This is a genomic window from Luteibacter sp. P4_E6, assembly GCF_056401535.1.
Map to the genome: position 1 here is coordinate 30,993 of NZ_JBFUJE010000002.1, position 16,302 is coordinate 47,294.

Sequence of the window (16,302 nt, forward strand, 5' to 3'; positions counted from 1 at the left end):
GATACGAAAGAGTGAATGAGGTCATGCGCGACGGTGCGATGCGTCACTGCATCGCGTCCGCCGGGAGCCGCACGCCGCCATCGACGACCTGAAAGGAGAGGCCGGGCACGAAGTCCGCGCGCTGGATGTTCTTCTCGATCGGCTGGCGGGTCTTCTTGTGGTTACCCGAGAACGGGCCGACGGTCACGTTCGAGGCGACACCGTAAGGCGTCGCGATGACGTCCGGGCCCAGCACCGCGTCGAGCTGCGTCAACGCGATGGCCGATGCACCCTGCGACGAGCTCTGGTTGATGTTGGCGGTGGTCTGCGCCGAGGTGTTGAACGCGTAGTTACCGGCATCGGCGCCCGTGGCATAGATGCCATCGACCGAGACGGCCTTGCCGCGGCCCACCGCCGGGTCGCCGAACAGCGCAGTCGCTGCGCCGAAGGCGATCACGTCGCCAGGAAGGATGCCGTTGCTCGACAGCGTGGCGCGATCCGTCGTGTTGCCGTCGAAGAACTTGTCCGTACCCTGTGCGTCCACGATGACCGGGCGCTTGGTGATGCTGGCCGTGGTGGTGGGATTGACGACGAGGGTGTAGTTGCCCGCATCGCCACCGGCGATCGTGCCGTCGACGTTCACCGTCTTGCCATTGGCCGCATTCTTGTCGCTGAAGGTGCCATGGGTCGCGAGGCTCACCTGGTCCCCGCCGAGCACGCCGTTGAGCACACCGTGCGTCGCGGCGCCCGTATTGCCGTCGTAGACCTTGTCGTCCGCCGTGATGCCGACGCTTATGCCCAACGGCGTCACCGTCGCGATATGGTTTCCGCCGACGAGGGTGTAGTTGGAAGCGAGACCCGCACCGTCGTCGTTCAGCGCCAGCGAGCCGAGACCCGCCAACGGACGATTCGTCGCCACGTTCTTGCTGGCCAGCACGCCCTGGCCGCTGAGAATCAGGCTCTCGCCGGCCACACCGGCGATCACGCCCGCGCTGCCGAACATGCCGGACGAGGCCGCCGTACCGCCGTCGTAGACACGCGTGCCATCGAGGTTCAGCACGACCTTGTACACGTCGGCTGTCGTGGTGGCATTGGTGGTCAAAGTGTAGTTGCCCGCATCCGCGCCGGTGAGTACGCCAGCCACGTTCACCGTCTTTCCGTTACCGGCGTTCTTGTCCGCGAAGCTGCCACTGCTGCTCACGCCGAGCTGGTCACCACCGATCACGCCGGCCAGCGTGCCGCTGGTCTGCGCACTGGTGTTTCCGTCGTAGGTCTTGCTACCCGCGACGATGCTACCGACGATCGCCAGCGGCGTGATGTTGGCGGTGGTCTGCGCGACGTTGTTGAAGGTGTAGTTGCCGGCATCGGTGCCGCTGCCGACGATACCGCCGACCGTGACGGTCTTGCCGTTGGCGACGTTCTTGTCACTGAAGGTGGCCGGATTGCCGGTGAAGTTCACCGTATCGGTACCGAGGATGCCGGTACTACCGAGCGTTGCCACCGCCGAGTTATTGCCGTCGTAGACCTTGTTGCTCGCGCTGGCACCGACCACGATGTTCAACGGGGTAATGTTCGCCGTCGTCTGCGCCGCGGTGTTGAACAGGTAGTTTCCTGCGTCGGCGCCCGAGGCGGTGATGCCGTTGACGTCGACCTGCTTGCCGTTCGCCACGTTCTTGTCGACGAAGTTGGCCGAGCCCGCGGCGAAGTCCACCGTGTCTCCCGTCAGCACGCCGCTGCTGCCTACCTGGGCGTTGGCGGTCGTGTTGGCATCGTAGACCTTGTTGTCGGCGGTGGCGCCGACGACGATGGTCAGCGGCGTGATGTTGGCGGTGGTCGTCGCGGTGTTGACGAAGGAGTAGTTCCCCGCGTCGGCGCCGCTGGCCACGATATGGTTCTCGGTGACCGTCTTGCCATTGGCGACGTTCTTGTCGCTGAAGGTCGCTGGGTCACCGCTGAATACGACCGTATCGGTACCCAGGACGCCTGCGCTACCCAGGGTTGTGACGGCCGCGGTGGTGCCGTCGTAGATCTTGTCCTGCGCCGTGAGATCGAGCGTGATCGCCAGCGGTGTGATGTTGGCCAGGGCCTGCGCAACGGTGTTGAACACGTAGTTGCCGGCGTCCGTGCCGGTCGCCGTGATGCCGTTGACGGTGACGGTCTTGCCGTTGGCGACGTTCTTGTCGCTGAAGGTGGCCGGATTGCCGGTGAAGTTCACCGTATCGGTGCCAAGAATGCCGCTGCTGGCCAGGGTGGCCACGGCGGCGTCGTTCCCGTTGTAGACCTTGTTGTCGGCGGTGGCACCCACGACGATCGTCCGTGGGGTGACATCGGCCGTCGTCGTGGCATTGGCCGTGAAGGTGTAGTTACCGGCATCGCCGCCGGAAAGCGCACCGTTTACGGTAACGGTCTTGCCGGTACCGACATTCTTGGTATCGAACAGGCCGGATGTATTAAAGGCGACGACATCGCTGCCAATGACGCCGGTGAGCACGCCATGAGTGGTAGCTGCGGTGGTGGCATCGTAGATCTTGCCATCGGCCGTGATCGCGCCGGTGATCGCCAGCGGCGTGATGTCCAGCGTGGACGTGCCGATCACGTAGTTGCTGGCCAGGGAGCCGGCGAGGTCGCCCAGGGCCATGTCGCCGACGCCGTTGAAGCCCTTGTTCACCCCGACATTCTTGTTGGCAACGTTGGAGGTGCCGCTAAGCGTGAGCGTCTCACCGTTCGTGCCGTTGACCACGCCACTGCCGAACAGTAGCGAGCTGACATCGGTCTGGCCGTTGTACACGCGGCTGCTGTGCAGGTTGATCACGAAGGGCGTGATGTTCGCCGTGGCGGTGGTCGTGGTGTTCTGCAGGTCGTAGTTACCCGCGTCACCGCCGCTTACGGAGATACCACCGACATTGATCGTCTTGCCGTTACCCACGTTCTTGTCGGTGAACGCGACGGACGTGTCGCCAAGGGTGATGTTGTCACCGGCGATCGCATTGCTGGTCAGCTTGAGGCCAGGGTCGCTGGTCGTACCGTCGTACACCTTGTCCTTACCCTGCGCGCCCACCGTCAGGGCGAACTTGGCGATATCAGCCAACGCAGTCCCGTTGGTGAAGGTGTAGTTGCCGGCGTCACCCCCGGCGATATTCATGTTGCCGGTGACGGTCTTGCCAACGCCGACGTTCTTGTTGTCGAACGTTCCCACGGTCGGATTGGTCAGTGAGACCTGGTCGCCTGCAATCAGGCCACTCGTCAGCGAGCCGCCGGCCAGGACGAGTGCCGCATTGGCCAGCGTGGCAGCTGTCGTACCGTCATAGGTCTTGTCGTTGGCGTCGAACGTGGAGGTCAGCGCGCGAGGCGTGATGGTGATCCTGTCCGTACCGCCGACCAGCGTGTAGTTGCTGGAAAGGCCACCGTTTCCGCCGTCGCCGAGATTGAGCGTGCCGAGGGTGAAAACCTTGTTGTTGCCGACGTTCTTGTCGGTCACGCCGATACCCGCGAGGGTCAGCGTCTCGCCTGCGAAACCCGTCGACAGCACACCGCCGGAGGAAAGCAGGCTGGCATCGGCATCGGTCGTGCCGTCGTAGATGCGCGTCCCGCTCAGGTTGATGACGCGCTGCGTGATGTTCGCCGTGGTCGTCACCGTGGTGTTGTCGACCACGTAATTGCCGCCATCGGTGCCGCCGCTGGTGACACCGGTTACCGTCACGGTCTTGTTGTTGCCGACGTTCTTGTCGCCGAACGTGGCCTGGTTGAAGCCGAACGCGACGGTGTCGCCGGAAATCACACCGCCGCTGTGTACCGTGGCACCCGGATCGGCCGTGGTTGCGTCGTACTGCTTGTCCTTGCCCGTTGCGGCGACCGTGATGTGCAGCGGGTCGATCGACGCCGTCGTCGTGCCCTGGGTGAAGGTGTAGTTACCGGCATCATCGCCGGTGATCGACATGTCACCCGTCACCGTCTTGCCCGACCCGGCGTTCTTGTCCGAGAAATGCGCGGCGGTCGGATTGTTCAGCGTGACGAGATCGCCGCCGACCAGGCCATCGAGCGTGGCCGGACCGGTCAGTGTCGCGGCAGTGTTGGCGTCGTAAGTCTTGTCATTGGCGAGAAAATCGGCGGTCAGCGCCTTCGGGGTAATCGTCACCCAGTCGATGCCGCCGACCAGCGTGTAGTTGCTGGCCAGGCCGCCGTTACCCCCGTTGGCGAGTGCGAGGCTGCCCATGGCGAGGAACGACTTCTCGTCACCCACGTTCTTGTCGACCAGCGTACCGCTGCCCGTGACGCCGAGGGTCTCGCCGTTCACACCCTGCAGGACGCCGAACAGCGAGCTGTTGGCCGTCGCGGTGCCGTCGTACACGCGCGTGCCGGTAAGGTCGATCACCTTCGACTGGATCACGCCATTGTTGCCCGCGCCCGTGGTCGGCAGGATGTAGTTGGAAAGATCAGTCCCCGCGTTGGCGACGAAGTCGGAGGTCACCAGGGTGGATGCGACGCCCAGGCCGGTGCCGACATTCTTCGTGACGTAGTTGGCGGTAGCCGATTGCGGGATGGAAGCGCCCTGCGTGCCCACGAAGCCCTGCAGGTCGTAATCGGTCGCAATCAGCGTGGCCGAATCGGTGCCGTCGTAGACCTTGGTCGGGCTGCCCGTGATGACCGCGGTCAGCTGCTTGGGGTTGATCGTCGCGGTCAGGCCGGTCGGCTGCTGCAACTGATAGTTACCGGCGCTGCCGCCGTTCAGGGTAAACCCGCCGACCGTGACGCCCAGGTTGTTACCGGCGTTGGACGTGCCGAACTGGCCCGATGCGCTACCTCCGTCGAAGCCCACGGTGTCACCGGCAAAAATGCCGTTCAGCGCCGCATTGCCCGCGATCGTAAGCGTCGCACTGGCATTGCCGTCGTACGTCTTGTCGTTAGCCGTCACACCGCCGAGCGTGAGCGTGGCGCGGGTGATGTTGGCGATCAGGCCGGCGACCGGCTGCAGGATATAGTTCGCCGCCTCGCTGCCGGTGATACCGAAGCCGGCTGCTGTGACCGTCAGGCCATTGCCCACATTGCTCTGGCTGAAGCTGCCGGTCACACCGGACAGGTTCAGCGCGACCCTGGAGGCGTTACCGGCGTCGGTATCCACCAGACCGGCGAGGCCGGCCCTTGTCACGTTGAGCGTGTCGGCCGCGGTCGTGTCGTAGGTCTTGTTCGTCGCGAACACGCCGGTGACGAAAAGCGGCGCGCGGTTGATCGTGCCCGTGCCGGTGGCGACCAGATCGACGTTGTAGTTGGAAAGCAGCGTGCCGTTGCCGAGGACATAATTACCCGGCGTCAGCGTTGCGCTGATGGTACGGCCGTTGAGCGCGCTCGCATTGGCGCTGTCGTAGCTGGYGGTCGCGCTGGGATTGATCGTGCCGCTCTCGCCCGAGACCCAGCCGCCGACACTGAAGTTGCCCGAGGCCAGCGCGGCATCGATGCTTCCGTTATAGGTCTTGGTCGGATTGCCCACGATCGATACTGTCAACTGTGCCGGCGTGATGTTGCCGATGCCCAGCACCGGTGTGTTGATGGCGTAGTTCGAGAGGTTGGTGCTGCCACCGGGCGTCAGATCGGCCGTGGAGAGCTCGGCCGATAGCGGAAGGTCCGTGCCCACGTTCTTCTGGCCGAAGGTGCCATTGATCGTGTGCGATACCACGCCACTGTCACTGCCGACCCACCCGCTCAGAGTGAAGTTGGCCGGCAGCAAGCCGATGTTGAAGTTGCCGTCGTAGACCTTGCTCGCGTTGACAATGCCGACGTTGAGCACGGTGAAGGCACCGGTCAGCGGCGCCGGCGTGATCGAACCCGAGCCCAGGTAACTGGTCGGCAGGATGTAGTTGCTCAGCAGCGTGCCGCTACCGGCCGTGAAGTCCGCGCCGGGAAGTACTCCCGCGGTGGCACCGCGCGCGCCTGCGTTTGGATTGTCGTACTGGCCCGGCACCGTGCCGCTGAAGCTGGCAGTGATGCTCTGGCCCGACAGCAGGCCAAGCACCTGCAGGTTCGACGCCGCCAGGGCGGCGTTGGTGTTGCCGTCATACACCTTGGTCGGGTTACCGACGATCTGGCCGGTCAACTGCAGCGGGTTGATCACGCCCAGGCCAAGGCCGGTCACGGTCCGTGCGAACGTGTAGTTGGACATCGAGGTGCCACCGACCGGCACGAAGTCCGACGGCTGCAGGGTGGCGGTGACATCGATGCCATTGCCGGCATTGGCGGTGGCATAGGTGGCCGAACTCTGGCCCACCGTGCCGCCCTGCCCGGAGACAAACCCGCTGATGGAGAAGTTGCCGCCACCCAGCGTGACGGCATTCGTGCCGTCATAGGTCTTGGTCGGATTGCCGGTCATGACGATGGTCAGCAGCTGCGGCGTGATGCTGGCCGTCAGCACGGGCGCGGCCAGCATGTAGTTGCCAGCGGCTGTTCCCGCCAGCGAGAAACCGCTGGCAGTCACGGCAAGGCCGCTGCCGACGTCGGTCTGGCCGAACGTGGCGGTGGCACCGGCCGTGTTGAGCGTCACGTTGTCGCTGCCCACCGTGCCGTCCAGCGTGGCGGCGCCCGTGTTCAGCGTGGCGGTTTTGGTGTTGTCGTAAATCTTGTCGTTGGCGGTGACCTGGTCGATGGTCAGCGTCTTGGGTGTGATATTCGCGCTCAGGCCGGTCGGTGCCTGCAGGACGTAGTTGCTCGCCTTGTCACCGGTCAACGCATAACCGCCGACTGTCACGCCGATACCATTGGCGACGTTGGGTCCGGCGAAGTTGCCGAAGATGCCGGTGGTGTCGAGCTCCACATGGCCACTGTCCGGCTGGATCACACCGAACAGCTTGGCGCCGCCGAGAAGGATCATGTCGCTCGTCGTGCCGTCGTAGATCTTGTTACTGGCCAGCAACCCGCTGATCAACAGCGGCGCCCGGTTGATCGTGCCCATGCCGGTGGCGACCGTCGGCAGGATGTAGTTCGCCAGGTTGGTGCCGCCGTTGGCGGTGAAGTTGGTTACCGAGAACGTGGCGTTGAGCGCTACGCTGCCCGCGTCGGAGCCGGCATAGGCGATCGAACTGGGCTGCTTCACGGTGACGCCTTGCCCACCGACGAAGCCGTCGACCTCGTAGTTGCCTGAGCCGAGCGTGGCCGTGGTGGTGCCGTCGTAGGTCTTGGTCGGATTGCCGATAATCTGCGCGGTCAGCGGCGCAGGCGTGATACGGCCGACCTTCGCGCTGACGACCGAACCGCCCAGGGCGTAGCCGTACACGGCGATCGCGCCCGTGCTGTCGGTGATGCTGAAGTTGCCGATCGCGCCCGGCGAGGTCACCGAGATGTTCGAGGCGGCGTTGACCGTCGCATAGGTGCCGCCGGTGGCACCGGTGATCTTGTTGCCGTCGACCAGGCCGGTGCTGGTGAAATTCGCACCCGAGAAGCTGGCAGCGTTCGTGTTGTCGTAGACCTTGGTCACCGTGCCGGTCAGGCCGGTGATGGCGAGCGTCGGCGCCAGCCTGTAGAGGAACCCGTTACCGTTGCCCAGCGGCGAGGCGCCCGCATTGGCCGCGTACTGGATGAACTGCGGGGCGAGTCCGCCGCGCGTATCCAGCGACGGGTCCGAGGAGTAGACCAGCCACTTGCCCGAGGTCGAACTCAGCGCGGCGGCGCCGGCGTTGTTGATGAAGTTGTTCGCTGCGGTCAGCGTCACGCCGGTGCCACCGGCGATCGTGCCGCCGCCGGCAAGCGTGATGTTACCGCCGGTACCGCCCGTGCCGTTGGCCTTCAGCACGACGCCACCCGCACCGGAAATCGCCGCGTTGACGTTAATGCCACGGTACGCGTCGAGGGTGAGCGTCGTGGCCGCGTTGTTCCATGAGATGGCCGAGTTGACGTTGATGTCGCCGACGCCGGAAGCGTTCTGGATGCCGTCGCCGCCGGCACTGTTGGCCGATGTCGTCTCGGTGACGTTGGAACCCCCGTTGAGCGCCGCCGAGATGGTCGCCGCCGCCGTCGCGTCGATGGTCAGGTCATACGGATCGACGAGCCATGTGCCGGCCTTGCCTCGGGGTGCGCTGGCATTGATCGATGCCACGCCGATATGCGCGAAGGCCGCCGAGGTTTCGATGCTGCCGCCGTTGCCGCCGTTCGGTGCGCTCGCATCGAGCGTCCCTTCGACATTCACGTGACCGGCCTGCATGCCACCGAGCAGCACGATCTGGCCGTTGTGGTTTTCCACCGTCTGCGCACGGACGACGCCGGTGTTGTTGACCGTGCTGGCCAGCAAGGAATCCGCCGCGCCCGCCGTCATGAACACACGGCCGCCATCGGCCTGCACCAGCTGGCGGTTCTCGACGAGGTTATCCAGCGTGCTGCGGTCCACCTGCAGGTGAAGCAGCTGGCTGCCGTCGAACGTCAGCGTGACCGCACTGCCGCCGCCCATGGCGACGGTGCCCAGTTGCGCACTGATCGTGCCCTGGTTGGATACCGTGTTGCCGAGCAACGCGACATAGCCGCCGTTGGCCGCGCGGATCGAACCCTTGTTGACGATGCTGCCTTTGCCGTTACCGCTGAAGCTGCGTGAGTTCGACGAAAGCGAGTCGTCGGAGGTGTCGAGTGTGGATGCCACCAGGCCACCCACGTTCACCTGCGAGCCCTGGCCGAACAGCACGCCGTTCGGATTGATCAGCCACACCTGGCCGTTGGCGTTGAGATGACCGTAGATCTCCGACGCGCTGTTGCCGAGGATCCGGTTGACCGCGATCGCATCCCTGCCCGGCTGCACGAAGTTCACGGTCTCGTTGGGCGCGATGTCGAAGGTCTGCCAGTTCAGCGAGAGGTGCTGGCTGTTCTGGTTGATCGTGGTGATCGCACCGTTCTGGTTGATCGCACCGCTGCCGGAAACGACCTGCCCGCCGGTCTGGCCGGCATGGACGGTGCCAGCGGCGCCGAGCGCCATTGCGATGCTGGCGGCGATCGAGGCGGCGCGAAGGCCCTTCGACGCCGAAGCGGACCGCGCCGCGGGACGGCTGTTGCGAGCAAGTTCGCTGGCAGCGACCCACTGCGAAGTGGCGGCATTCCAGCACAGACGGTAGATACGATTCATTCGAGCAACCTTCGGTCGTGAGCGCGTGCGATAAGCAGAGGCGTACCCAGCGTCAGCCGAGTCGAGATGGTTGCTATAGGGCCCCCCTGCGGGCCGCGCCGTGCCGTTTCGACACATGCGCGTTTGCGGCATGCTAGCCGATAAGTGTGATGTGCATCACATTTAAGTTGTGAAGAAGGTCGCGTTCTTCATGTATTTACCCGGATGTAATGGGTAGCCAGTGACCGATGTGGCTCAGTGCGGGGACGCGAGCTCGACGCAGAAGTCGACGAAGGCCCGCACCTTGGGCGGCGAGTTTTTCCGCGAGGGGTAGAAGGCGTACAGGGGAAAACGCTCCTCTGCCCAGTCCGGAAAGAGTTCCACCAAGCGACCATCGGCCAGGGCGTCCTGCACGCTCACCGCGAGCACCTGCGCGATACCCGCGCCGGCAATGCACACGGCGAACATGATTCCCGAGTCGGTGACCAGTAGGGGCCCGGTCGTTTCGACGGGCACGACCTTGCCCTTCCGATGGAACTCCCATTCGAAGGGACGCCGCGTGACCGGGTCGCGGAACTGGATGCAGCGGTGGTTCACGAGATCCTTCGGTGCCGCCGGCCGGCCATGCACGGCCAGGTAGGCCGGTGCCGCGACCGTGAGCACCCGGGTTTCGAGCAGCTTGCGGCCGATCAGCGACGAAGAGGGCGGGACGCCAAAACGGACGGCCACGTCGATACCCTCGGCGACGAGGTCGCCAAGCTCGTCGCGGGTGACGATCTCCAGCTCCAGGGCCGGATGGCGGGCCAGGAAGGCGGCGAGCTGCGGCGCGATGACCTGTCGAGCGAACATCGCGTCCAGACTGACCCGGAGCCGGCCACGCACGGCTTGCGAGTCGCCGGCGGCGGCGAGGGCCGCGTCCTCGATGCCCGACAGCAACGGTCCCACCTGCGCATACAGACGCTCGCCTTCATCGGTCAGGGTCACCGAACGGGTGGTCCGGTGAAGCACGCGCACGCCCAGCCGCTCTTCCAGCCGACTGATCGCGCGACTCACCCCCGAGGGGGAAAGCCCGAGGGCGTCGGCCGCACGCGCGAAGTTGCCCGTCTCGACGACGGAGACGAGAACGCTGAGGTTGCCGAGCAGGCGGCCATCGGAGGACATAAGGGGACGACTCGTGATCGTGAGTCACGAAAGATCTGCCTCGGCGCATATTCCGTCAATAGATCGCGGCGTCTAAGCTGTCCATCATCCCTTCCCCGGAGTCTCCCCATGAACGCCTCACACGCACGTATCGCTCTTATCCTCGGCGCGAGCCGCGGCCTGGGGCTCGCCCTGGTCGAGGAATACCTGCGCCGGGACTGGCATGTCGTCGCGACCGTTCGTGGCGACACCCCGGCCGCGCTAGCCGACCTCGTTACCGCGTCGGATGGCCGCCTTCGCGTCGAGCACGCCGATATTGCGCGTGGCAGCGACATCGATGCGCTGCGCCGCACGCTGGACGGGACGGCCTTCGACCTGGTTTTCGTCAATGCCGGCGTGATGACCCAGGCGCGCGACGCGAACGGCGCMAACATTTCCGACGAGGAGTTCGCCCATGTGATGGCGACGAACGTGCTCGGTCCAATGCGCGTGCTCGAGGCGTTCGAATCCCTGGTGCCTCGTTCGGGCACGCTCGGCGTGATGTCGTCCGGGCTGGGCAGCATCGAGAACAACGTGGACGGCGCCTGGACGGTGTATCGCGCCAGCAAGTCGGCCCTGAACCAGATGCTGCGGAGCTTCGCCAATGTCCGCAAGGGCGACCCGCGGGCGGTGCTTGCCATCGCGCCCGGTTGGGTGCGTACGGACATGGGCGGCGCCGATGCGGCGTTGTCGATCGAGGAAAGCATTCCGCGCGTGGTCGACGTGATCGAGGCACACCGCGGCAAGGCCGGCGCGCATTACGTCAACTACCAGGGCCAGACCCTGCCCTGGTAAGGGCTCAGAGCCAGAAACGGATGCCTGCCACCCAGCGACGGTCGGTGATACGACGACCGTCGTTGCGCGCCAGGTCGGCGGTGCCGCTGGTGAGATGTTCCCAGGACACGCCAACGTAAGGCGCGATAGTGCGGCGGATTTCGTAGCGGAGGCGTAAACCGCCTTCAACGCTCGACACGCCCGAGCGAAGCTGCCGCTGCTCATCGTCCTTGCCGTACGCGTTCACTTCAAGCTCGGGCTGGAGAATCAGGCGCTGGGTAAACAGCAGCTCGTATTCCGCGCGCACGCGTGCGGCGGTACGACCGCCCTCCCCCGCATACGCTGTCGCTTCCAACTCGAACCAGTACGGTGCGAGACCCTGTACGCCGAACGCGGCCCAGTTTCGTTTCGGACCTTCGCCGACATCGCGCCGCACGCCCAACTGGGTGTCCCAGAACGTCGCCACCGCGTGGCTCCAGAACAACTCGGCATCGCCGTCGCGCAAGCGGCGCCCTTCGCGATCACCCTCGCTACGAAACCAGAGCTTGTCACTGTCGTTGCCGTACCAGCCCTCGGCTTCCCAGGACTGGCCGTGACCTCCCTGCCCCGCGAACGACTCCAGGCGATCGAGCAACAGCATGCCAACGGGGGCGGTGTCGTCCATGTCGTTCATGGCCATGCCGTGCATGCTGCTGGACGGCACACCGTCGGACCAGTCGGGGCTGCGCGCGTCGGCGGGCGCCTTGCCACCCTGCATCGGTCCCATCGTCATACCGGACATGGGTGCCATGTCGTGCTGCATGCCGGGCATCTCCTGCATGCCTTGCGCATCCTGCGCCATCACCGATGCCATCGCACCCATCGTTGACAGGGCAAAGACGAAGCGCTTCACGACACCACCACTTCGCGGAACATGCCCGCTTCCATGTGATACAGCATGTGGCAATGGAAGGCCCACCGCCCCGGATTGTCGGCGTTCACCGCATAAGTCACCTGCTGGGCGGGCTGCACGTTGACCGTGTGCTTGCGCACCTGGAAATCGCCATCGGGCGATTCGACCTCGCTCCACATGCCGTGCAGGTGGATCGGATGGTTCATCATGGTGTCGTTGACCAGACGCACGCGCAGGCGCTCGCCGCGACGAAAATGCACGGGCGTCGCCGCGGAATACTTCACCCCGTCGAACGACCACGCGAAGCGCTCCATGTTGCCGGTGAGGTGAAGCTCGATCGTTCGTCCGGGCTCGCGCGTGTCGAGCGCACCGCCGACGGTGTGAAGGTCGGCATAGGTGAGTACGCGGTGGCTGCGCTCGCGAAGCCCCACACCCGGATCGTCGAGGTTGGTTCGCGGCATGTCGACGTGCATGTCCGTGCCCGGACCGTATTCGGTGCTTGCGTGATTGGCCATCACCATCGTGCCGCCGGCATCGCTGTCCTCACCCATCGAGCCCATCATGTCGCGCATGGCCAGACGCGGCCGTGGATCGAGTGCCGGCACATCGGCCCGCATGCCTTCGCGCGGCGCAAGCGTGGCGAGCGCGAAACCGGAGCGGTCGATCGACTGGGCGAAAATCGTGTACGCCTTGTCTTCGCGCGGCTCGACGATGACATCGTAGGTTTCCGCCGCCGCCAGACGCAGCTCGTCCACCCCTACCGGCTCCACGTCCTGGCCATCGGCGGCCACGACGCTCAGGCGCAGTCCGGGGATGCGCAGGTCGAAGATCGAATTGGACGAGCCGTTGATCAAGCGCAGGCGCACCCGTTCGCCGGGCTTGAACAGGCCGGTCCAGTTGCCCGCCGGCGCGGTGCCATTGACCAGATAGGTGTACGTCGCGCCCGAGACGTCAGCGAGGTCGCTGGGATTCATCCGCATGCGATTCCACATGCGACGCATCGCGATAGCGTCGCCGAAGCCCTTCGCACGCGCGTCGCGCAGGAAATCGGCAACGGTGGGCTGGCCATAGTTGTAGAAGTCGCTTCGCGAGCGAAGCCGGGCGTAGACGCGCTCGGGGTCTTCGTCGGTCCAGTCGCTGATGAGGATGACGTGCTCACGATCCGCAGCCTGTCGCTCACCGTCCTTCGGCGCGATGACGATCGCGCCATAAAGACCACTCTGCTCCTGGAAACGACTATGCGCGTGATACCAGTACGTGCCTGATTGCCTGACCGGAAACCGATAGGTGAACTCGCTCCGCGCCGGTATGCCGTCGAAGCTCAGGCCCGGCACGCCGTCCTGGTCGAACGGAACCACCAGACCGTGCCAGTGAATCGACGAGACGGTGTCGAGCTGGTTGCGCACGCGCAAGGTGATGGACTCGCCCTCTCGCCAGCGCAGGGTCGGACCAGGCACGCCACCGTTCACCGTGACGGCGGTGCGGGCGCGACCGGTAAAGTCGACGGCGGCCTGACGAATGTGGAGCGTCATGTCGGGGCCGGCCAGCTCGCCGGCATGCTGCATCGGCTCTGTCGCGGACGCCGGACGGACGACGCCGAATCCGAGCCCGACGCCGGCAACCGCCAGTCCCTGAACGAATCGGCGGCGCGGTAGATGGATCGTCGGTTCGCCGTGGTCGCGCATATCGTTTTCCGGGCCCGCAACGCTGAGAAGAAGCCGAGCGTAGCGACCATCGTCGGTAGGCGACAACTCTGGAGGAGGCTCCGTGCGGCCTATCGGTAGCTCACGTTGACCACGATGGAGGCATTGGCCTCGCCGGGCGCCACCGTCTGGCCGACGCGGCGATAGCGGGCGCGAAAGCCGTAGCTGCGTCCTTCGCGCACCGCTGGCAGGACAAGCGGTGACGGGCTATTGGGTATGACCTGTGCGTCGGGTTCGTCGCTACGCAACTCCACCGCGACACCCGTGGCGGGATGGGCACCCGTGACTTTGAAGAGCGAGCTGTCCTGGTCGTCCGCAAGAGCGCTGAAGCTCATGAGTATCTGGGTGGCGTTCCTGCAACCTGTCGAGATCAGCGCCTGCGTTACCCAGGGGCTACTACCCGCCACGAGCAGATCGCGACCGTCGACCTTGTTCAGGGCGAAGGTCAGTCGGAGTGTGACGAAGGCACACGTGGGCCGTTCGGGTTCGATCTGCGTGTTGGCGAGGTCCACCCAGACCTGGGCGTGATCGTCATAGCCGCCGCGCGCCAGCGTTCCCGGGGTCAGCAGGCCGCCGACATCGACCGCGTCCGTCTTGATGAGCTGCACGCGGTAGTGCGTGTTGGCGAGGGTCGCGTCGAAGATGAAAGGGATGGACGCACGCTCCGGGACGATCCGTTCACCGTGGTTGCCGTTGTCGAAATAGGTGCGGATGCCGATGCCGGGCAGGTTGGTCTGGTAAATACCGTCGCCGCGCGCGCTGGGCGTAGTGAAGAGGCCGAGACTCGAGGTGCGCGTCGGGTAGAGGCATTTGAATTTGGACGAGGTCCATGCCGGCGTGAGCTTTTCCGCAAGCACCGTGCCGACGGGCGCGTCGACAGGCACACGAACCGTGCCAAAGGAGAGCATCTGTGCGACACCCTGGGAAGGGTAGCCAAGACACCCTGCATGGGCCGGCGCGGCAAACGACAGGATAAGCAGGCAGGCGAGGCGGACGACGTAGCGGCTGGGCATGACGGTGGCTTCGAGGGGGGCTGCGTCGAGTCTGCTGGCGGCGCCACGCGGTGCCCATCGGAGGATTCTGAAAAGGCGCCGTCAGCGCACCACGAGAGATGCACGGCTTATTCACCGTATCCCGCCAATGATCGCGCCATGAGCCTGCAGGAATATCGCCGCAAGCGGAACTTCGCCAAAACACGCGAGCCCTCGCCCGAGGGCTCCTCGCGCGGAAAAGGGCGGGCGATCTTCGTTGTCCAGCTTCACCATGCGTCGCGTCGGCATTTCGACTTCCGGCTGCAGGTCGGCGATGTCTTGCGAAGCTGGGCCGTGCCCAAGGGACCGAGCTTCGACCCGAAGGTAAAAAGGCTCGCGGTGGAAGTCGAAGACCATCCCGTGTCCTACGCCGATTTCGAGGGCGATATCGACGAGGGCTACGGCAAGGGCCATGTCGACACGTTCGACCGCGGCGTGTGGTCCACCAGCGGCGACGCCGAGGCGCAGCTGCGTAAAGGTCATCTCACCTTCGAACTGTTCGGCGAACGGCTGAAAGGGAGCTGGCACCTGGTGCGCAGCGGAAAGAAGGAGCGCCAGCCCTCATGGTTCCTGATCAAGGCGAACGACGCTTACGTGAGCGATGTCGAAGCCGATGATCTGCTCGACACGACGATGCGCGAGAGCACACGTCGTGCGACGAAGAAGGCCCCGGCCAAGGTCGTTGCGAAGAAGGCCCCGAAGAGCCGTCGTGTACCGACGGCCACCCTGACCCGGGCCGCAGGCGCGCTCGACGGCGCGCGCAAGGCGAAAGCGACGACCGCGTTCTTCGCACCCCAGCTCGCGCGTCTGCGCGAGGCACCTCCGCAAGGCGACGCCTGGCTTCACGAGGTGAAATGGGACGGCTATCGCATCCTCGCCGGCGTAGCCGGAGGCAAGGTGGCGCTGTGGTCACGCAACGCCCTGTCCTGGAACGATCGGCTGCCGGAAATCGTTGCCGCCATCGAAGGACTCGGGCTGGAGAGCGCGCGCCTCGACGGCGAACTCATCGCGCTCGATGCGCAAGGCCGCAGCGATTTCAACGCACTGCAACGCACACTGTCCGGCGAAATGCAGGCGCCGCTGGCATATATGCTTTTCGATATGCCCTACCTGCAGGGCTACGATCTCAGCAAGGTCGTGCTCACCGAACGCAAGGCCTTGCTCGAAAGGTTGCTTTCGCATGCACCCCAGCTGCTGTCCTACAGCGCACACAACCTCGGCGACGGCGACCGGGCGTTCGCCATGGCGATGGAGCAGAAGCTCGAAGGGATCATCTCCAAGCGCGCCGATGGTGGCTATCGCAGCGGACGCAACGACGACTGGCTGAAGATCAAACGGTTGGAAAGTGACGAGTTCGCCGTCGTCGGCTACACGCCGGCAAAGGGTTCGCGGCTGACCTTCGGCTCGCTGCTCCTGGCCCGGCCCGACGCCGACGGGGGCTGGACGTATGTCGGACGCGTCGGTACGGGCTTTACCGATGAGATGTTGCGCGAGCTTGGCAAGACGCTCGCCAAGGGTGGATCGACAAAGCCCACCGTGCGTATCGACGCCATCGACCCGACGCTGCGTGGCGCGCTCTGGGTACCGCCGACGGCAGTCGCGGAGGTCTATTACCGCGGCATCGGCTACAAATCCCTGCTACGCCAGCCCAGCCTCAACGCACTGCGCGTGGAC

General features: G+C 65.1%; 7 protein-coding genes. 2 read left to right on the forward strand and 5 right to left on the reverse strand.

Features of this window, described 5'->3' with window-relative positions:
* Nucleotides 1-43: 43 nt before the first annotated feature.
* Both AC1DT2_RS00370 and AC1DT2_RS00375 read right to left on the reverse strand, forming a co-directional pair.
* Nucleotides 44-9,070: a YDG domain-containing protein gene (locus tag AC1DT2_RS00370; RefSeq protein WP_477293364.1), complete on the reverse strand. Its 9,027-nt coding sequence runs from the start codon at nt 9,068-9,070 to the stop codon at nt 44-46.
* 234 nt (nt 9,071-9,304) lie between these two features.
* Complete coding sequence (locus AC1DT2_RS00375) at nt 9,305-10,210, reverse strand: LysR family transcriptional regulator (protein WP_063571570.1); 906 nt, start codon at nt 10,208-10,210, stop codon at nt 9,305-9,307.
* Between the two features lie 108 nt (nt 10,211-10,318).
* Here AC1DT2_RS00375 and AC1DT2_RS00380 point away from each other — a divergent pair, with 108 nt between their 5' ends.
* The gene (locus tag AC1DT2_RS00380; RefSeq protein WP_477293367.1) at nt 10,319-11,023 is read left to right on the forward strand and encodes an SDR family NAD(P)-dependent oxidoreductase; all 705 of its coding nucleotides are present in this window, start codon (nt 10,319-10,321) and stop codon (nt 11,021-11,023) included.
* Nucleotides 11,024-11,027: 4 nt separating this feature from the next.
* Here AC1DT2_RS00380 and AC1DT2_RS00385 read toward each other — a convergent pair whose 3' ends face one another.
* From AC1DT2_RS00385 to AC1DT2_RS00395, 3 genes are all read right to left on the reverse strand, one after another.
* Entirely contained in the window at nt 11,028-11,894 is an 867-nt protein-coding gene (locus AC1DT2_RS00385; protein WP_477293369.1) for a copper resistance protein B, read from the reverse strand.
* Nucleotides 11,891-13,579: a copper resistance system multicopper oxidase gene (locus AC1DT2_RS00390; protein WP_477293371.1), complete on the reverse strand. Its 1,689-nt coding sequence runs from the start codon at nt 13,577-13,579 to the stop codon at nt 11,891-11,893. The genes AC1DT2_RS00385 and AC1DT2_RS00390 overlap by 4 nt, the downstream gene beginning before the upstream one ends.
* An 89-nt stretch (nt 13,580-13,668) precedes the next feature.
* Nucleotides 13,669-14,610 carry a fimbrial protein gene (locus AC1DT2_RS00395; RefSeq protein ID WP_477293373.1) on the reverse strand — a complete coding sequence of 314 codons (942 nt, stop codon included), beginning with the start codon at nt 14,608-14,610 and terminating at the stop codon, nt 13,669-13,671.
* Between the two features lie 138 nt (nt 14,611-14,748).
* On the opposite strand from AC1DT2_RS00395, the gene ligD reads away from it, so the two are divergent.
* A partial coding sequence (gene ligD, locus AC1DT2_RS00400; protein ID WP_477293375.1) for a non-homologous end-joining DNA ligase occupies nt 14,749-16,302 on the forward strand: 1,554 nt, incomplete at its 3' end.